This is a genomic window from [Limnothrix rosea] IAM M-220, assembly GCF_001904615.1.
GTDB lineage: Bacteria > Cyanobacteriota > Cyanobacteriia > Cyanobacteriales > MRBY01 > MRBY01.
The window spans coordinates 1-19,315 of the sequence record NZ_MRBY01000037.1 but is presented as its reverse complement, the minus strand read 5'-3'; the positions used below and the strand labels follow the sequence as shown (position 1 = coordinate 19,315).

Below are 19,315 nucleotides of genomic sequence, written 5' to 3'. Positions count from 1 at the left end.
CGCTCTAAAAATTAAAGAATCAAGGCTTGAAATCCAGTAAAAAACTAACGTTATTGATTTTTTTGTTGCCATGGCATGTAAATAGTCATATAAATCTTTGTGGTTGCCCAGATTTGGAAAAATATGCCACAACAAATGAGTTTTTTTCTTGGGGAAGTGTGGGACGCAAAACGCCTGCCGTCACAAAAATCTAGGGGGTTAGACCCCAAAGGCTGCTGACCATGACAAAGGACGACACCCGAAAAACAATGAATAAACTGATTTTATCTAAGTATTTTCCCTTAATAGCTGATTGCTTTTCCCAAGGCTAAGGGCATACTAGAACAGATATATTTTATTAATGTTTAATCAAAAGTTCGAAGGGATTCGATAAAGTATCTCTTAAGCTCTACCACTTGTTCTCTTTATGTTTTTTAGCTCTCGTTTGTATCGGGTGTGGATTTGGGTTTGTTCTTCATTTATTTTGGTGCTGCCAACGCTCGGTTCCGCCCAGATTGTGCCCGATACTGACCCGAATACTGCCACACAAACGAGGGTTCAGGTCAATGGGACGGGCGATCGCCACACCATTGATCAAGGCATTATTTCTGGTGATGGCACCAATGTGTTCCACCATTTCAATCAATTTGATCTGCCTACTGGGGAAACTGCTGTTTTTGATCTGCAAAACACGCCGGCGATCGCCAATATCCTGAACCGGGTACTCGGAGACAATCCCTCGGAAATTAATGGTGCTCTAGAAATCCTCGGCGGCAACAATCCAAATTTATTTTTGCTCAATCCTGCGGGCATTATTTTTGGGGAAAATGCGAGCCTCAATATTCCCGGCGACTTTACCGCTACCACCGCAGACAACCTCCAGTTTAGTAATGGGACTTGGCTTCCCACGAGTACCGCCGCTGACTATCAAGCTTTGAACGGCACACCCACTGGATTGGAATTTTTAGAAACAGCAGGCATCATTCTCAATGGTGCAGATTTGGCTGTGGCAGACGGAAAAGCAATTAACCTTGTCGCCCACAGCATTGTCAACACAGGTACTCTCACGGCGACCGACGGCAGCATTACCCTAACAGCCTTGCCAGAAACAGGCACGGTTAAATTGTCTCAAGCGGGTAGTCTCATCAACCTAGAGTTTGTCCCCAACGGCAGCAGCACCTTAACCCCCCTCGATTTTGCCCGTTTACTGACTGGCAATGATCTGGATTTAGATCCGGTGGAATTTGCCTTGGGCATCGCCGTTGAAAATGATTTACTGCAACTCAATTCTGGGGTGTCTCTCCCGCCAACAGCTGGCCTTCTTTTCTCGGAAAGTGCCCTTAATGCAGGCGTTGGTAATGTGGCGATCGCCGGCTCCCAGGTGGGCATTGATTCAAACATTACCGGGAAGAGTTTAAATATTGACGCAGACCATACCTTTGTTTTATTGCCCAATGGCAGCTTAAACTTTGCGAATGGTAGTGGGGCGATCGCCTCAAAAAGGGTCGGCATTTACGGTGACATTACCGCAAATTCCCTCACGTTAAGCGCCCCAGAAGGTCTGGAAATCACCTCTCCTTTTCAAGTTGATAATTGGTCAATTGCGACGCAGGCAGTGGAGATTGGCACACCGCAAAACACCACCACCATTGATGTTGCCAATCCCTTTGCTACCGATTTGGCGACCAGCTATCTAGATACCACATGGCTCAATGCATCCCTCATCGCCGGCAACGGCGGCATCATGAGTCAGGGCGGGGACATGATGCTCAGTTCTGCGCTGCCGACAGATAATATTGCCGATCATCAGCTCACCCTTGACTCTGCCCAAAAATTAACCCTCAATGGGGCGATCGCCCCCAGCCTAAATCAAACAGGGAAATTGTCCCTAAATTTTCATAGCCAAGATAATTTGACAGTTGACCAAAAACTTCAAACAGGTGGTGGCAATATCACCTTAAAATCCCAAAATAATACGTTTATTAATGGCGATATAGACGTTGGCTCAGGACAGCTTTTCTTTGCATCAGATATTAATATTGGCGATATTACTCTAGGCAGTACTAATACCGAAATTGTCGAATTTCAAGGCCAAGTCGATGGTGCTAATAATCTGACTGTCACTGCCTCTGAAATTAATTTTCTTGACGCACTTGGGGAAAATACCCCGTTAAAAAATATTTCCCTAAACACAGATGACCTTAATGTCGGTGATCGCCTTTTTGGCACAGGAGAATTTAGTTTATCCACTAAAACGAATAGTACTTCCTTGACCCTTGGTTCAGATGTAGAAGATCGTCGCCTAAACCTTTCTGACCTTGAACTTAACCGCTTAGGAGATGGCTTTAGTAAATTGACTTTTGCTGCCCAAGACATCGAGCTTCTAAACGATTTAAATTTTAGCGATGAGCTGACCTTAACCACGACATCTGGAAATATTCAAGCCAATAATTTTGAGCTTCAGGCTCCGGAAATCCGTCTATCTTCCGGCGGTAATTTGATTTTGGGTTCCATTGAAACAGAAAATCTAACCCTCGGCGCGACAGGCAATATTGTAGGGGCAAACCCACTGGCAATCGCCGATTTATTAACAATAGATACTGATGCCGATGTAATTTTAGATAATATCAATAATAATTTTTATCAAATTGATTTAGTACGAGCAAGAAATATTTTTATTCAAGACCGTAACCATGTCGAATTCATTGGCAGTAATATTTCTGGAAATTTACAAACCGCCGCGGCCTCAATTCAAGCCTCAGATTTACTAGAAGTCTCTGGCTCCCTGTCCTTTACGGCAACAGAGTTCATTGACACAAAAGATCTAAATACCGTCCAAGACATTCTTCTTACAGCCAATCGTGTCCAAACTGAGGCGCTAACTACATCAAATGGTAGCGTCAATATATCATCCATTCAAAGTATTAATATAGCCAATATTAGTGCAATAGATTTAGTAAGTTTGTCTAGTCAAACCAGTACAATAGCCAGCGGTGATATTGGGACAAATACGGGTAGCATTAATATTTTTGCAGCGAATAATATTTCTATTAAAAATGCCAATACTGGTGGCAAAATAGATTTAAAAAGTAATTTTGGTTCTATACAAGCAGAAAACCTAGCGGCAGCGAAAAATGCCAATATTTTTGCGCAGAATAATATTAGGACAAAAAATATTGCAGCAGCTCAAGTCGATCTCAAAAGTGAATTAGGCTTAGTTCAAACTAATAATGTTGTGGCGCGCGATTCCTCTTTGACCTTAGTTTCAGAGCAAGGTTTAGTTTTAGATAATGTCACCGCTGCAACGAATCTTAATCTAACAAGTCTCAACGGGGCGATCGCCACCAAAAATATGCTGGCAAATAATAATGCAGACGTTACCGCTGTCGGCAATCTTAATATTGGTAATATCGCTGCAGAAAAAGTTAATTTAGAGAGCACATCGGGCAGCATCAAAACGAGCAATATCACGGCAAAAAATGCTGCTTTAAAAGTCACAGCCGATCAAAATTTAATCGCCGATAATCTGACCGCAGCAACGGATATTCACTTAACAAGTAAACAAGGGGCGATCGCCACCAATAATCTCACTGCAACAAAGGGGAAAGTGAAGCTTGCTGCTGATACAAATGTCGATGTCGGAAAAGTCACAGCAAAAGGGCAAATTACGGTAACAGCAAAACGAGGTGATTTAACAACGCAAGATATTACGACCCAAGGACAGGCGATCGCCCTCACAGCTGGCGATGAAATCCAAAGCGGCGATTTAACGAGCAAATCCATCACGACCAATGGCGGCGACATTACAGTAAAAGCCATTCAGGCGATCGCCACGGGCAATATTGACAGCAGTGCACTGGCCGGAGATGCAGGAGATATCTTTATTGATCCGATCAGAGATATCCAAACAGGCTACATTAATGCCGAATCTCCACTAGGCCGAGCCGGTGACGTAGAGATGATTGCCGGACAACATATCCGTCTCACCGAAACCTTTGAGGCGGCCAGTGGTGACGAAGCCAGCATTTCGACCATTGGCGGCAGAGCAAACGGCGAAATCAAATTGTCCCACGGTGGCGGCGATGACCAAAAATTTCAAGTTGGAGACAGTCGTATCAACGGTAGTGCCGGCGCATTAGTCCAAGGCGACATCACCATTCCCGCCGGTTCTTCCTTCGAAGCCGATATTGATACAGTAGATATTAAAGAGTTCCGTGAAGAGGATTTCCCCAAAACATTACCGAGTGCCAATGGCCAACAAATAGAAGGCTTTTCCGTTGATTTCTTTAAAGATATTACAGTCGAAGATTTAGCCATTACGACTGAAGATTTAGTGAATGTAGAGCGCCAATTTGCAGATGCATACATCGAAAAATTCAATTTAAAAGAACAAAGTAGTCGTCCCAGCGATCAAGTAGAAAAAACCCTACAAACAATTAAAACCCAAACCAATACCGAACCAGCTGTGGTCTACGCTTTCTTTCGGCCTGATATCAGCACCGATAGTCAAGCCGAGGAGCAAGGAGAAGTTGAATGGCGCTTCCGACCCAGTGGCCGCTGGCGATTTCAAGATGAACCCCAAGGAAAAGCCAGTGATGTTTTGGAATTAGTCATGGTTACAGCCGATGGTACAAAGACACGTAAACGTATCCGTGGTGCCACTCGCCAAGAGGTTATCTTCCAAGCGAATCGCTTTTTTAGCCACGTCACAAATCTCCGTCTACGTAACGCCTACCTATATTCGGCACGGGAACTACACCGCATTCTGGTGGAACCTCTAGAGGCTGAAATGGCAGCAGCAGGTGTGGATAATCTCACCTATATTATGGATTCTGGTCTGCGGGTACTGCCCCTAGCTGCGCTACATGATGGTCAACAGTTTTTAGTGGAGAAATATAGCTTGGGTACGATGCCGAGCTTTGAGCTGACCAATACTAACTATGTTGATCTAAACGGTAGTTCTGTCTTGGCGATGGGGTCATCGGAGTTTGATGAGACCTTGGATTTGCCTGCGGTGCCTTTGGAGCTCCGTCGAGTCCGTGATCAGGTTGGTGAAGGTGAGATCTTCCTCAACGAACAATTTACGGTGGAAAATCTAGTCGCCGCTCGCCGTCATTATCCCCACAATATTGTGCATTTGGCGACCCATGGTGAATTTTTACCGGGTAATTTGGAAAATTCCTATATTCAGTTTTGGGATGAGCGTTTAACGTTGCGAGATTTGTCCAAACTCGAATTGAGTAGCCCGGTCGTAAATTTACTGGTGCTATCGGCTTGTCGCACTGCCCTTGGCAACCAAGATGCTGAATTAGGTTTTGCTGGTTTGGCGATCGCCTCCGGTGCGAAATCCGTATTAGGCAGTCTTTGGTATGTCAGTGATGAAGGGACTTTAGGCCTAATGACAGAATTTTACCGAGCCCTGAAAACATCACCCATCAAAGCAGAAGCCCTACGCCAAGCACAATTAGCGATGTTGCGAGGCGACGTAACTTTCAAGAAGAGTACCTATCGCATTACCCGTGGCGAAATAAAACCGTTACCCCATATTGCCCCAGAGTTAGCCGTTGTCCAGACCCAAGATTTTTCCCATCCCTATTACTGGAGCGCTTTTAATATGGTGGGCAATCCTTGGTAAAAATTAAAGGGTTTTGCTGGGGAAGATACTTCGCAGAATTAAAAAATGTAGCGATATTTTTAGTTGATGATCTGAAAAAACTAATCAACTAATAATTCAAATAACAAATTTAAAATAACAAATTTAAAACAACAGATTAGTTAGATTGCTTTTTCAATAAAGAATGTTAGGGGATTAAGTGATTAATGGCTCTCCGGGATTGATTATGCAGCGTCATACGACAAAGCAAAGAGATTTATTAGTCACGCCAATGTTTTCAAGCTGAGTGAGGCGATCGCCCTGCCGAGAAATATTGCGATTTGTTAAGCTAGAGCCTGTGTTTCGTTAAATGGCTGGCTATGGTTGCAAACGTTGTCTCAATCGCCCCGGAAGTTTCCGCTGAAAAATTTGACTGGTTAGAGGCTTGGTATCCCATTCATTTTGAGCAGGATCTCAGCAAAACTGAGCCCACACGCTTTGTGCTCCTCGAAAAGCCTCTGGTGATTTGGTGGCACGCTGAATCGCAGCAATGGAAAGTGTTTGCTGATGTTTGTCCCCACCGTTTAGTGCCATTATCGGAAGGTCGCATCGTCGATGGTTGCCTCGAATGTCCTTACCATGGCTGGCAATTTTCGGAGTCTGGTTCCTGCGAAAAGATTCCATTCCAAAAGGGAGACGGCACAGCCAATGAAAGCCCGCGCGCAGCCGCAACCACATACCCTTGTCGCGTGGAGCAAGGATTATTATTTGTGTATCTCGGCAAGCTCGAAAATGCGGAGACCCAACCATTGCCGACGATTCCAGCCCTCGATCAATATCCCGGTGAATGGGTGATGGCGGATGTGTTTCGAGACATTCCCTACGACGCAACGACATTACTCGAAAATGTCTTGGATACGAGTCATGTGGCCTTTACGCACCATCCCCGTGTTGGGAATCGTAAGAATGCCAAAGACTTCGAGTTAGAAGTTTCGGAAGTGGCAAACACTGGCTTTACGGGCATCTGGGAAGAAGGCCCCCGCATGGGAAAATTAGGCTCTCAGAAAACCACATTTTTTGCGCCGTCTGCCATGTGGCATGACATTGAGGATAGTCCCTTTGGGCAGGTGATGACTTGTGTTTACGCGATTCCGACGGAGAAAGGAAAATGCCGGGCGATCGTGCGATTACCCTTTCGCTTTAAGTCGGTAATTCCACGGCTAATTTTTAAGTACACGCCGCGTTGGTGGTCTCATGTTAACCAGATGGGGATTCTCGAAGATGATCAAATTTTCCTCCATCTCCAGGAGCGGGAATTAGAAAAATCCAACAAAAATTACGCGCAAACTTGTTATCTGCCGACGGGTTCGGATTTGTTTGTGTTGGCCTATCGCAAATGGGTGGAGAGTTTTGGAGAACCGTTTGCCGACCAAACTTTTGCGCCGGCGGAAGTGAGCCAAGAAAAGCTAATGGAGCGCTACCATTCCCACACGGAAAATTGTTCGAGCTGCAAAGCGGCGCTGGCTAATATCAAAAAGATTCGCGCAGGGTTAATTATTGTGGGATTCCTAGGATGGCTAGCTTTACCTTTCCATGGTGTCTTGGGATTATCGACGACGGTGATGGGGGCGATCGCCGCCATTATTTCCTTGGGTGGTTTAGCTTGGTGGAAACTGGGTCAATATGAGCGCAAATTTTACGATGGCGAATATCCCCCGACCCGCAATTATAAAAAGTAGTCAGGCGACAATCGCTGGATTTTTACGGCGGTGACTGTGCCGGTTCGAGGCAAAGGCTTATATGATCAAAGGCTGAAGTCCTCCATAGATCTATGAGCAGTCGTCGCCAATTTTTAATCTCTACAGGAACTGTTGCCCTTGCTACGATGTTGGGTGGTTGTGGTGCGGCGCGAAATTCTCGGCTGCGGATGAGAGTGCTTGAAGGTAGTGTTTCACCCCAAGTGCTCAAGGCTTTTCGGCAGGCTTATCCTGACCAAAACCCGATTAAATTTAAACCCGTCGAACAGCTAACAAAATTATTTGCTGACCTCGAAGAAATCCAAACGACTACGCCCGAAAATTACGAGCAAAGATTTCCTTGGCAATCTGACACGCCCCCCAAACCACCGGATCTTGTCACCATCGGTAATGGCTGGTTTAAGGAGGCGATCGCCGCCGAACTGATCCGACCCATAGACATTGAGCAGCTCGAAAATTGGCAATCCCTCGAAAACCCTTGGCGTTCTTTTATTGAAGACCCACAATCTGGTGAAATTTGGGGCATTCCCTACCGCTGGGGCACAACATTGCTGCTCTATCGCAAGGACAGACTGAAGAAATTCGATTGGCAGCCGGCAGATTGGTCAGATCTCTGGCGGGAAGATCTTGCGGGTCAAATTTCCTTGCTTAACCAGTCCCGCGAAGTGATTGGCTTTGTGCTAAAAAAATTGGGCTATTCCTACAATGAGCAAAATCCAGAGGCGATCGCCGAGCTAGAGGGAGAACTCGCCACCCTCCACCAAAACGTCAAATTTTATAGTTCTAGCAATTATCTCCAGCCGTTAATCACCGGTGATACTTGGCTGGCCCAAGCTTGGTCTCAGGATGCTTTATCTTTAATGAAACGCTATCCGAATTTGGGCGCAGTTGTCCCCAAAAGTGGTACAGCGCTCTGGTGTGATCTCTGGGTGCAACCGCAAAAGAGCGAGCGAGAATTTGCTGATCTAAAGCCGTGGTTAGAATTTTGTGGCAGTGAATCGGCGATCGCCCAATTTGCCCAGTCCACCTTTGCCGCCTCACCATTAATTTATCAAACCGAAAATCTGGACGCGGAGGTCACAGAAAATTCCCTCATTTTCGTCAATCCAGAGACCTATAAAAATAGCGAAATTATCGAATCTTTGCCGCCCAGCTCCGAAGCCCAATACCAAAATCTTTGGTTACAGATGCGTCAGGTCTAAGGGCGATTTTGCCGAAGCTACCCTTCTTCCGGGATAATGTCCGTGGGAAAAATGCGAAGGGAAATCATGGCAGAACAAAAAATTGGAGTGGCGATCGCCGGCACAGGATTCGGACAAAAGATTCATCTTCCGGGATTTCAACATCATCACCGCACAGAAGTCGTTTCCATCTATAACCGGGATCTTGCTAAAGCTCAAAGTATTGCGGAAGCCCATGGTGTGGCTCATTGGGGCGATCGCCTCGAAGACGTTTTAAACAATCCTGCGGTGGATGCCGTTGCTGTTTCGACACCGCCATTTTTGCACTACGTTATGGCAAAACAGGTTTTAGAAGCAGGCAAACATCTCTTGCTCGAAAAACCTATTACCCTCAATGCCGCCGAAGCGAAGGAGCTTTATCAAATTGCGGCAGCAAAAAATTTAGTCGTTACGCCCGATTTTGAATTTCGGTTTGTCCCCGCATGGCAGGTGTTCGCGGAATATTTGCACAATGATTTTGTTGGTAAAAAACGTTTAATCACCATCAACTGGATTGTCACCAGCCGCGCTAACCCAGACCGAGCTTGGAATTGGTATGCGCTGAAATCCCAAGGGGGCGGCGCGTTAGGGGCTGTGGGCTCCCATGCCTTTGATTACATTAATTGGCTATTTGGTGGTGTGAAGCGAATTTCCGGACATCTCAGTTGCGCCATTAAAGAACGCCCCGATCCCAATGATGACAATAAACTCAAGCCTGTCGATGCCGATGATACTTGTCTGATTATGTTGGAATTAGCCGACGGCACGCCCTGCCAACTGAATATTAGCTCAGTGACCTATCACGGTCGGGGTCATTGGGTGGAAGTGTACGGCGAAAAGGGGTCTCTCGTTTTGGGCAGCAGTAATCTCAAAGATTATGTTCATGGTTTTACGCTTCAGGCGGGCAAAGCCGGAGAAGAGCTAACAGAAGTTTCTATCCCTGAAAAATACCAATTCCCCAAAACCTTTGATGATGGCCGTTTAGCGCCGTTTATTCGCGTTGTGGATCATTTCGCGAAATGTATTGGTGAAAATAATGCGGCGATCGCCCCCACGCTCAAGGAAGGTGTTTATTCCCAGCTGCTGATGGATTTAACCCACAAATCCAACGATGAAGGCCGCTGGTTAGACGTGCCAAATCTTGACCAATTTTTAGCGGGTTAAGCACTGACTCGATTACAACCAACGCCTCCATAAACCCTTTGCAAACTTGATTTGGTGAGGGCTGGCACAAGGTGATCGCAGGCCATTCGTGCGCCAGAAATATTACGGGCAGTGGGGCCAACCTGAAGCGCCGCTAATCCTCCCATTAAAAATAGATCGCAGCCTTGCCAACGCAGATATTGGTCGAGGAGAGGAAACCCTTGGATACTTTTCTGGGGATAATGTTCTTGGATTTTCCCCAATAGAGGTTCCGCATCTAGATGGAAACGACTCCCTGTCGCTAACCACAGGCGATCGCCCTCAATAATTTCACCGTTATCGCAATAGAGTTGCCAATGATCACCTCGCCACTGAGCTGTTGCAATTTGGCAATCGGGTTTTAGGGTGACCGCACCTTGGCGTGCAGCCTGCCGGAGTTTCCGCATCACCGTCGGCGTTAAAGAGCCGCCATCACGGGCATTGAGTACCATCCCTAGTCGTTTTTCCCAATCGGGTTCCGCGTGAAATCCTTTTAAATATTTTGGCCCCATCCAACCCGCATCGGCATCAAATAATTTTTCTTGAAAGGCTCGTCGGGCAATCACTGTGACTTTTCCGTGACGGGCGATCGCCCCTAATGCGAGATGACCTGTCGATAAACCGCCACCCACCACAATAATCCGTTCGCCTCGGAGATATAATCCCCGCAAATCCACTTGGTCACTATGGCACAGACGATCTGCGGGATAGGGTGTTTCAATCGTTTCGAGCCAATCAGGTAGTTGCCGTTGGGTTCGGTTCGTCGCGAGAACCACCCGCCGTGCTTGCCACGGATCACCATGTTTTAAATTAAGGGTGAATTTCCGCTGGTTTCCCGTGGGTGGCTCTAAATCGGTGACAGCGGCTGAAACAATCTGTTCTTCAATCTTAAATTCGGCGATCGCCGCCTGACAAAAATCCGCAAATAATTTTGTACCGGGCAAATCATAGGGCGGAAATAATTCTTGGGCACGCTTTTCTGCAAACCGCCTTAACGCAAAGGGATCGGGGTGGGGATGATGCACCGCAGGCGATCGCAGATGGGGAATAGCTTGGGCAGCAAACTGATGATGCCAACAAGTAAGCCACTGGCCATGGGGATCAAAAACCTTGATGCGCTTACGCCATTTCGGACGCTTTTTGAGCAGATGCAGCACCAAAGTCAGGCTGTGCATTCCAGCACCGACTACTGCGATATCACATTGTTGTGTTTTTTCTTTGGTGGCAGATCTAGTGAGGGACATTTTTAAAACAAAAAAAGCAAGAATGAGAATCATTATCATAATATAGAGGATGACATCTCATGTGATCACCAGCCAGTGAATCGGCTGACAACAATGCAGAACTTTATGATTGATTGGACTAAAACGAAAATTTTGGCGATCGCCGGGTTGGCTGGAGCTGGAAAGACCCAATGGTTGCGAGAGCAATTTCCGGATCAAGCGATCGCCGTGACCTATTTCGCGCCCCAAACGACCGATTGCCCAGTGGATCGCCATTGCCTAGCCCTAGATTTTCCCTCGTGGCAATTTTTAGAGGAAGGGCAAGAATTGCAGCTCATCGAAGCCTTGCAACAGGGGGCGATCGCCGTATTGGAGTTGGGTTTTTATGTCGCGCCGGAATCTGGCGAACCATTACTCAAAATGCTTGAAGCAGAAGGGTTTAACTGTGAACGAGTGGCGTTTGTCTCCGACCAAATGGCGACTTCTCCGTGGCATATTTGGGCAGATCACCTGATCGAAGTAGCCATGCCCTTACCCTCCCGCAATCTAGAAGTGTGGCGATCGCCCACAAGAGGACAGGTGTTTGACCCAGACAGCCTCAATATTTTCTGGGAAGAATTAACGGACGGAGCCTACGGCGAGATCCAGCGCGCCAAGGGGATTCTCGAAATCGTTGATGGCCGCGCCTTTTATCTAGACTACGTTTCCCACCAATCCGAAAGCCTTTACCACGAGCTAGCCGTGCAACCCTGGTTGGACGGTAGACCTGAGCGATTTAGCGGCTTGGAGGTGGTCGGGACAAAACTCGACGGACAACAGATCGCCGACACCATCCTTGACTGTTGTTTAAACGATGAATTGCTCGATTACTATCAGGCGCAAATTCGCCAGCAAATTCAGCAACAGAACCAAGCAAATCCCGTTTAAATCACTAGCCTTTAATCATCAAAATTCCCCAGAAATCTTTTACCAAAATTTACTGACCCAAAACCATGAAACTAGCAGTTCTGTCCTGTATCCACGGGAATTACGAAGCTTTGATCACCGTCCTAGATGACGTTGAAGAGCAAAAAGTAGACCAAATTTATTGCCTCGGCGATCTTGTCGGCTACGGTCCCTATCCCAATGAGGTGGCAGCCTTAGTGCGATCGCTGGATATCCCCACCGTCCAAGGCTGCTGGGATGAAGATATTGTTGATGGGCTGAATGCCTGCGATTGTAGCTATCCTTCCCTTTTGGCCGAAAAACGCGGTAAAGCCGCCCATGTGTGGACAGACAAAATTATTCACCCAGAAATCCGTGAATATCTCGCCCAACTCCCCAAGGTGATTAAAAAAGATCAGCTCGCCTTTACCCATGGCAGTCCCCAAAGTCAGCATGAATATCTCTTGCCAGAATTAGATGGTTTCCTTGCATTGGAACGGGTTTTAAGTACTGGAGCCGATGTGCTGTTTTGTGGCCATACCCATGTGCCCTATGTGCGAACTTTAGACGAAGGGTCTCTGAAATTCTCTGTGCAAACTGACTCTAGTAAGGCGATCGCCGCCAAACAGGAATTCACCACTTCGATTAAACAAATTATCAATGCTGGGTCAGTCGGAGAACCCCGCCATGGCCGCCCCAATGCCACCTACATTATTTACGACACCGACGCAGATCAAGTGACTATGCGGGAAGTGGAATACGACTACAAAAAAACCTGTGCGGCGATTATTGAGCAAGGTTTACCAAAAATCTTTGCTTGGCGATTAGCGAAGGGCATGGAATTTGCCGAACGCGCCGATGATCCCACCCATCTTTGTGAGCGGGGGGTATAAATAATATGCATTGGGCAATTTTAAGCGGCATTGAAGGCAATCTAGAAGCCTATGAAGCGGTTTTGCGGGATGTCCACAGACAAACCCCCACCGTGACGGATTTATTTATTTTGGGCGATCTCATCGATGGCACTCCTGAGGGAAATGTGGTTGTTGAGCGTATTCGCCACCCCAAAAAAGGCGAATTAGTCCCCCAAGTGTGTAAAGGCGCATGGGAAGAACAATGCTTAATTGTGCGGGGATTGGCAGTGGAACCGGAAGAAAATTTATTTGTATTAGAGAAAGGAGGTTTCGTACTCAGACAACTCTGGGATAATGTGCCGAGGGAAATGGTGCAATGGTTTAGTCGTCTGCATTTTGGGTTTGCAGAGCTAGATTGTTTGCTGGTTCACGGGAGTAGTTTGGGTGTGTTTGAAAAGTTGACACCGGATCTATCGCCGTTGATTTTATTGGATCGATTAGCGCGCACTGGCAGTAATCGTTTATTCTGTGGGCGATCGGGTCAAACCTTTAAATATCAAGTTGCCAAGGCAAAGCTAGCTGCTACTGTCACAACCCTTGACTCTGTAGAAGAAGAGCAAAACTATGATGTGGGCGATCGCCTGATTATTGGTGTGGGAAATGTGGGTAGACAGCCCAAAGAAGCTACCTATACCCTCTACAACCCAGAGACCGATAAGCTGATTTTTCGGACAGTCCGCTATGGCAAAACAGCAGGTTTTAGGTAATCGCAAGCATTAAAAAAGAGCATTCCGAAAAATACTCCCCTGAAAACTTGAATCTAGTTGGAAGTGGGAGGTTTTCTCTTGCGCTGTACCTTCCCAGATTTCTGCTCACTAGCCTCAGATTGCTTGCTCGATGAAGGCTGTAGCTGTTGGCGACCATTGCGGACAACCCCTAACATTTGCGTTAATTGCCCCTCCAAGCCGGACAATACCTGATTGGCATAATCATCTGCCCCCTGTTGGATTTCGGTCGATTCGGCGATCGCCATTTCCCGAATTTCCCGAATTTCCTCATAGGCTTTGCGACGATTTTCTTCCACTTCCGCCGCTAAAGACTGACGCATATTTAAACATTCTTGCTCAGCATCCTGGCGCATCTGCTCAGCATTTTGTTCAGCTTGGCGTACTAAAGGCATTTCATCGAGGAGTTGGGCTGCCCGGCGCTCTGCTGCGGCCATAATTTCTTCAGCATATTCTTCCGCCTCAACAATAATTTGTGCCTTTTGCTGGAGTACTTCCATGGCAACCTCAATAACCTTAGGGAGACTGGCACGCACTAAATCGAGTTGCTCGAGGAGCTTTTCCTCCTCCACCATCGTGATACCCGTCAGGGGAATATGGGGACTATCAAAAATAATATCTTCTAACTGTGTCAGCTGCTGCTGCACATCAAGATCAACATCTTTATAAAGCGTCGAAGATTCCGCTGGAGTTACTGGGGTTTCGGTTGGGGTGGAACTCTGAAGCATTTGTAGAGATCGTTAGCGACGTTATCAGGGACAAGGTGATCAATAGAACCACCAAATTTAGCAACTTCTTTGACGACGCTACTACTAAGAAAACTATACTCGTTCGACGTCGCGAGGAATACTGTTTCGATGTTAGCCCAAAGTGTCTTATTTGTATGTGCCATCTGTAGCTCTTTTTCAAAGTCCGAGAGCACTCGCAATCCTCTTAATAAAACTCCGGCGTTGCGTTGGCGGGCGTATTCGATGGTGAGTCCAGTAAAGCTTTCGACTTCGACATTGGGTAAATGTTGGGTACAGTCTTTAATTTGCTCGACACGTTTCTCAAGGCTGAAAAGGGGTGATTTACTGGGATTACAGAGGACTGCGACAATGACTTTCTCGAATAGGCGATCGCCCCGTTGAATGATATCGAGATGACCAAGGGTAATGGGATCAAAGCTACCGGGATAAATTGCGATCACAGGAAAAAAGGGAAAATTCTGCCGCGATTATTGTGGCATACCATTAGCAAAAGCATTCAGAAAACCATTCGGGCATCAGCACATACAATGGTGAATGGTTTAAATCGAAGAGTCTCCCCTATGAGTGATCATCAGCCGCAAAAAATGTATGAAGGCAAGGCAAAAATTCTCTACAGTACTGCCGATCCAGAGGTACTGCTGACCTATTTTAAAGACGACGCGACAGCGTTTAATGCCCAAAAAAAAGGAACCATTAGCGGTAAAGGCGAAGTGAACTGTACGATCGCCTCGGTGCTACTCAAATGGCTAGAAACCAAGGGCATTCCCACGCATTTTATTGACCAACCGAAGCCGGACGAAATGTTGGTGAAAGCTGTGACAATTTTGCCAGTGGAAGTGGTGGTGCGAAATATTGCAGCAGGTAGCCTTTGTAAGCAAACGGGGCTGGAGCAAGGGACTGTGTTGCCCAATCCTTTAGTGGAATTTTTCCTTAAGGATGATGATCTCGGTGATCCCCTCCTAACCCGCGATCGCCTTGCCCTTCTAAATATTGTCACACCGGAACAGGTGCAAGAATTAACAAATTACGCCCTGAAAATTAACGCGTTAATGCAGGAATTTTTTACAAGCTGTGACATCACCCTTGTGGATTTTAAAATCGAATTTGGCACAGATAAAAATGGTGTCATCCTGCTCGCTGACGAAATTAGCCCCGATACCTGCCGCCTCTGGGACAACACCATTACCGATGCCAATGCCCGTGTGATGGATAAAGATCGCTTTCGGAAAGATCTTGGGAACGTTGAAGATGCATACCAAGCTGTGCAGACCAGGGTCTTGGATCAAGCTAAAGCTCTTATGGCTTAAGGTGAGATTGGCGATCGCCACCTAATATCCCAGTGAAACTTATCGATGGACTCCACGTCTAACGACTCTGGTACAATCCAGCAGAATAGATTAACCTGTTGGAAAACTTTACCCAACTGTTACTAACCAGTGCAGTGCCCTTAAACTTTCGTTTGACTTGGTGTGTGGACGTGCAAAAAAAACAAACTCAAGACCGTTTTGATTCCCGAACCCTTGCACTGTGGGCAACCATTGTGGCCCTCGGTTCGATGTCACCAGCTCAAGCTGAGACCCGTCAAAGAACACCGGAGGTGGTGCTAAAAACCCTTTCGGAAAAGACAGAAATACCCGTCGAGGTTGCGGCATCTTCAATCGAGCGTGAAGTCAAACCGACAGCCTCTGTTGACCTTACTATTCCAGAAAAGAAAGTTTCGTCTGGCCTAGCCAATGTGACCTTTGATGTGGCGGCGACGACTCCGGAAGCTCATGAAGAGCTCACCGCAACATCAGCGCCCCATGGAGCCTTTGGGGTTGGTGGTAGTGAAGTAGAACCAACTAAAACAAAATCCATAGAAGCCATTGCGGCTTTGTCTGTAGAGCAAGAAGCCCTTGAGATGGATACTAGGGCGATCGCCCCGCAAATAAGCCTTGTTGAAAAAGAAGATATTATTTCCCCGCCCGCAGCGACATTCGTTGAAACAACAAACCTTACTGCCCTAGAAACAAAAGAAATCCTTGGCTTTGACTTACAGGAGCAAGACGAAGCACTCCTCATTGCCCAAGGCGCGCCCAACGAAGCACGGGTTTTAGTCGCAGAAATTGCAATTAATGGTGTTGGCGATAATGTTGACTTAGAGCAAGCTGTTGTCCAAGCCATCGAAACCCAAGCGGGACGACCCACAACCGTTTCCCAGATTCGTGCTGATGTCAACCGTATCTATGCCACAGGGCTTTTCGCCAACGTCACAGCGACCCCTGAAGATACAGTCCTTGGCGTTAAGGTCACCTACGATGTTGTGCCAAACCCTGTACTGACAGATGTGCAGGTGCAGGCTTTACCCCTCGACGATAACCGGGGCATTACACCACCGGCAGTTGTCGATAATATTTTCGGCGATCGCTATGGTCAGATTATTAACCTCAACGATTTCCAAGAAGGCAGCGGCAAACTTGGTCAGCTCGAAGCCTGGTATCAAGAAAATGGCTACGACCTAGCGAAAGTCGTTGGCATCGATGAACCTAGTCCTGATGGTGTTGTCACCCTCGTTGTCGTTGAAGGGGTTATTGAAGATATCCGCGTTAACTTCATCAACTCAGATAATGAACCTGTCGAAGGCAAAACCCGTGAATTTATTGTGACCCGTGAAGTCGAGCTAAAACCCGGTGATGTTTTTGACCGCAATACAGCCCAGCGTGACCTCCAGCGTGTCTTTAACCTCGGCTTGTTTGAAGATGTACAACTTGATTTCACCACTGGCGAAGAAGACCCCACGAAAGCCATTCTGAATCTTAATGTCATTGAGGCGAATACTGGTTCTATCGCCGCAGGTGGTGGTATCAGTTCGGCCAGTGGTTTCTTCGGAACGGTTAGTTATCAACAACAAAATCTCGGCGGCAATAATCAGCGACTCGCGACGGAGCTACAGCTTGGCACAAGGGAAGCTTTGTTTGATGTCTCTTTTACCGATCCTTGGATTGCTAATGATCCTTTCCGTACGTCCTATACGGTTAATGCCTTCCGTCGCCGTTCGATTTCGCTAATTTTTGATGGCGGTGACAATGATGTTGATCTTCTAGAAAGTGGCGATCGCCCCAGAATTAACCGTCTTGGTGGTGGCGTAACCTTTAGCCGTCCCCTCAGCAAAGACGTTTTCGCACGTTCCGATTGGCGCGGTTCCCTAGGCTTCCAATATCAGCGAGTGAGCATTACTGACAGCGATGGCGATAAAGAGTTTATTGACGAGGCTGGTAATCAACTCAGCTTCTCTGACAATGGTACTGACGATCTCTTTACCCTGCGCTTTAACCTTGTGCGCGATAAGCGCAATAATCCCGCTGCTCCTACCCGTGGCTCGGTTACTCGTATCGGCACTGACCAAACTTTACCTTTCGGTTCCGGTGGTATTCTCTTCAATCGAGTGCGCGGTAGCCATAGCTTTTACGTCCCGTCGCCGTTAAAACTGCCCCTCGTTAGCAAAGATAAACCCCATACCCTCGCTTTCAATATTCAAGGTGGTGCCATTATTGGTGATTTGCCTCCCTATGAAGCATTTTCTTTAGGCGGTAGTAATTCAGTCCGTGGTTTTGAGGAAGGTGATGTGGGTAGTGGTCGTCGCTACTTGCAAGCAACAGCGGAATATCGCTTCCCGATCTTTTCTGTCGTGGGTGGGGCGCTATTTGTAGATTATGCTACGGATCTTGGTTCTGGCGATGATGTCCCCGGTGATCCGGCTGGAACGCGTGGCAAGCCCGGCAATGGCTTTGGTTATGGTATCGGCGTTCGTGTGGATTCTCCCCTCGGTAATATTCGTGTGGACTATGGCCTCAATGATGAGGGTGATAGCCGCATTCACTTCGGTATTGGTGAGCGCTTCTAGCAAACATGGCTCGCGTGTCATTCGTAAGTAAATTCTGGGGGAGTATTCCCCCTTTTTGATATGGCAACTACTCTTAAAACGACGGTGGTCTGTTCTGGTGTCGGCTTACATTCTGGGAAGGAAACGACGGTAAAGCTGATGCCCTGCGATCGCCTCAAGGGTCGTTATTTTGTGCGTACAGACCTCGTTGGTGAACCGGAAATTGCTGCCTGTATAGAGATTGTCGGCCAAACAATGCTTTCCACAGAGCTCGGTAATGGCGAAGTCACGGTGCGAACAACGGAGCATCTATTAGCTGCCCTAACGGGTTTAGGGATTGACCACGCACGTATAGAAATTTCGGGGGCAGAATTACCTTTATTAGACGGCTCTGCAAAGGAATGGGTCGCGGCGATCGCCTCGGCAGGTGTCCATATATTAGATACGGATCCTAAGCCAGCTAAATCTATCCCAGCACCCATCTGGATACGCGAAGGAGATATGTTTGTGGCAGCGCTCCCCTCAGAGGAGGTGCGGTTTAGCTATGGTATTGATTTTCCCTACAAACCTATCGGTAATCAGTGGCATAGTTGGGCCCCAACAAAAGAACCGTTCGAACAGGCGATCGCCCCTGCCCGCACCTTCGGCTTTGCCGATCAAATCGAGCAGCTAAAAAAAGCGGGATTGATCCAAGGGGGGAGTTTAGATAATGCCCTAGTTTGCGATCACGAAAAATGGCTTAATCCACCTCTACGCTTTGACAATGAGCCTGCCCGCCATAAATTACTAGATCTAATTGGTGACTTAAGCTTGTTAGGAAGAATTCCAACGGCTCACTACCTTGCCTACAAAGCTAGCCATAAACTACATACCCAGCTTGCAAAACAAATTGCGGCGCTTTAATTTGGCACTTTAATTGATCTAGCGCCAGTTTGGGTTAAGGGATTGTATCTAAAATTCTTAGGGAAAGGGAGACGCGAGAATCTTACTATAACGTCAGTTATGGATAAGAATGTAGCCAAAATTCTCTAGAGAAAAAGAGACGCGGAGAGGGAAAGACACGGAGTGGGAAAGACACGGAGAGGGAAAGACACGGGGAAGCAACGAAAATTTGCATTTTTTGAAAGCTAGTAGGATTGTTTGCATAGAAACATCTCCCGATCTCTCGCTCTCCCATTCACCGCGTC

General features: G+C 47.0%; 13 protein-coding genes. 10 read left to right on the top strand and 3 right to left on the bottom strand.

Features of this window, described 5'->3' with window-relative positions; translation table 11 throughout:
- The first annotated feature begins 406 nt into the window (after positions 1 to 406).
- From NIES208_RS13510 to NIES208_RS13495, 4 genes are all read left to right on the top strand, one after another.
- A complete protein-coding gene (locus NIES208_RS13510) occupies positions 407 to 5,614 on the top strand; it encodes a CHAT domain-containing protein (protein ID WP_075893513.1) in 5,208 nt (1,735 codons plus the stop codon).
- A 338-nt stretch (positions 5,615 to 5,952) separates the two neighbouring features.
- Entirely contained in the window at positions 5,953 to 7,311 is a 1,359-nt protein-coding gene (locus NIES208_RS13505; protein ID WP_075893512.1) for an aromatic ring-hydroxylating dioxygenase subunit alpha, read from the top strand.
- A 92-nt stretch (positions 7,312 to 7,403) separates the two neighbouring features.
- Positions 7,404 to 8,531 carry a substrate-binding domain-containing protein gene (locus tag NIES208_RS13500; protein WP_075893511.1) on the top strand — a complete coding sequence of 376 codons (1,128 nt, stop codon included), beginning with the start codon at positions 7,404 to 7,406 and terminating at the stop codon, positions 8,529 to 8,531.
- 63 nt (positions 8,532 to 8,594) lie between these two features.
- On the top strand, positions 8,595 to 9,713 hold the full coding sequence (locus tag NIES208_RS13495; RefSeq protein WP_459382889.1) for a Gfo/Idh/MocA family protein: 1,119 nt from the start codon (positions 8,595 to 8,597) through the stop codon (positions 9,711 to 9,713).
- On the opposite strand, the gene NIES208_RS13490 is transcribed toward NIES208_RS13495, so the two are convergent.
- Positions 9,710 to 10,975, bottom strand: coding sequence for an FAD/NAD(P)-binding protein (locus NIES208_RS13490; RefSeq protein WP_075893537.1), 1,266 nt, complete (start codon positions 10,973 to 10,975; stop codon positions 9,710 to 9,712). The genes NIES208_RS13495 and NIES208_RS13490 overlap by 4 nt on opposite strands.
- A 105-nt stretch (positions 10,976 to 11,080) precedes the next feature.
- Between NIES208_RS13490 and NIES208_RS18660 the strand changes: the two genes are divergently transcribed.
- The 3 genes from NIES208_RS18660 (at position 11,081) to NIES208_RS13475 (ending at position 13,499) form a co-directional block, all read left to right on the top strand.
- Positions 11,081 to 11,881 carry a GTP-binding protein gene (locus tag NIES208_RS18660; RefSeq protein WP_075893509.1) on the top strand — a complete coding sequence of 267 codons (801 nt, stop codon included), beginning with the start codon at positions 11,081 to 11,083 and terminating at the stop codon, positions 11,879 to 11,881.
- 65 nt (positions 11,882 to 11,946) lie between these two features.
- Positions 11,947 to 12,771 carry a metallophosphoesterase family protein gene (locus NIES208_RS13480; RefSeq protein WP_075893508.1) on the top strand — a complete coding sequence of 275 codons (825 nt, stop codon included), beginning with the start codon at positions 11,947 to 11,949 and terminating at the stop codon, positions 12,769 to 12,771.
- Between the two features lie 5 nt (positions 12,772 to 12,776).
- Positions 12,777 to 13,499, top strand: coding sequence for a metallophosphatase (locus NIES208_RS13475; RefSeq protein ID WP_075893507.1), 723 nt, complete (start codon positions 12,777 to 12,779; stop codon positions 13,497 to 13,499).
- A 53-nt stretch (positions 13,500 to 13,552) separates the two neighbouring features.
- Here NIES208_RS13475 and NIES208_RS13470 read toward each other — a convergent pair whose 3' ends face one another.
- Positions 13,553 to 14,245, bottom strand: a complete 693-nt coding sequence (locus NIES208_RS13470) for an ATP synthase subunit B family protein (RefSeq protein WP_075893506.1) — start codon at positions 14,243 to 14,245, stop codon at positions 13,553 to 13,555.
- Positions 14,209 to 14,706 (bottom strand): pantetheine-phosphate adenylyltransferase, encoded by a 498-nt coding sequence (coaD, locus tag NIES208_RS13465; protein ID WP_075893505.1) that lies wholly within the window; start codon positions 14,704 to 14,706, stop codon positions 14,209 to 14,211. Before coaD ends, NIES208_RS13470 begins: the two co-directional genes overlap by 37 nt.
- Before the next feature lie 120 nt (positions 14,707 to 14,826).
- On the opposite strand from coaD, the gene purC reads away from it, so the two are divergent.
- The 3 genes from purC to lpxC all read left to right on the top strand — a co-directional run bounded on the left by purC (position 14,827) and on the right by lpxC (position 19,031).
- A complete protein-coding gene (purC, locus tag NIES208_RS13460) occupies positions 14,827 to 15,573 on the top strand; it encodes a phosphoribosylaminoimidazolesuccinocarboxamide synthase (RefSeq protein WP_075893504.1) in 747 nt (248 codons plus the stop codon).
- A gap of 170 nt (positions 15,574 to 15,743) precedes the next feature.
- A complete protein-coding gene (locus NIES208_RS13455) occupies positions 15,744 to 18,149 on the top strand; it encodes a BamA/TamA family outer membrane protein (protein WP_235641394.1) in 2,406 nt (801 codons plus the stop codon).
- 60 nt (positions 18,150 to 18,209) lie between these two features.
- The gene (lpxC, locus tag NIES208_RS13450; protein WP_075893503.1) at positions 18,210 to 19,031 is read left to right on the top strand and encodes a UDP-3-O-acyl-N-acetylglucosamine deacetylase; all 822 of its coding nucleotides are present in this window, start codon (positions 18,210 to 18,212) and stop codon (positions 19,029 to 19,031) included.
- Positions 19,032 to 19,315 lie beyond the last annotated feature (284 nt).

What these genes read in the sequence shown, in the direction of transcription:
- NIES208_RS18660 (WP_075893509.1), top strand. Translation starts at nt 11,081, where the DNA reads ATGATTGATTGGACTAAAACGAAAATTTTGGCGATCGCCGGGTTGGCT.
- NIES208_RS13475 (WP_075893507.1), top strand. Translation starts at nt 12,777, where the DNA reads ATGCATTGGGCAATTTTAAGCGGCATTGAAGGCAATCTAGAAGCCTAT.
- NIES208_RS13490 (WP_075893537.1), bottom strand. Translation starts at nt 10,975, where the DNA reads ATGTCCCTCACTAGATCTGCCACCAAAGAAAAAACACAACAATGTGAT.
- purC (WP_075893504.1), top strand. Translation starts at nt 14,827, where the DNA reads ATGAGTGATCATCAGCCGCAAAAAATGTATGAAGGCAAGGCAAAAATT.
- NIES208_RS13480 (WP_075893508.1), top strand. Translation starts at nt 11,947, where the DNA reads ATGAAACTAGCAGTTCTGTCCTGTATCCACGGGAATTACGAAGCTTTG.
- lpxC (WP_075893503.1), top strand. Translation starts at nt 18,210, where the DNA reads ATGGCAACTACTCTTAAAACGACGGTGGTCTGTTCTGGTGTCGGCTTA.
- NIES208_RS13510 (WP_075893513.1), top strand. Translation starts at nt 407, where the DNA reads ATGTTTTTTAGCTCTCGTTTGTATCGGGTGTGGATTTGGGTTTGTTCT.
- NIES208_RS13500 (WP_075893511.1), top strand. Translation starts at nt 7,404, where the DNA reads ATGAGCAGTCGTCGCCAATTTTTAATCTCTACAGGAACTGTTGCCCTT.
- NIES208_RS13470 (WP_075893506.1), bottom strand. Translation starts at nt 14,245, where the DNA reads ATGCTTCAGAGTTCCACCCCAACCGAAACCCCAGTAACTCCAGCGGAA.
- NIES208_RS13505 (WP_075893512.1), top strand. Translation starts at nt 5,953, where the DNA reads ATGGTTGCAAACGTTGTCTCAATCGCCCCGGAAGTTTCCGCTGAAAAA.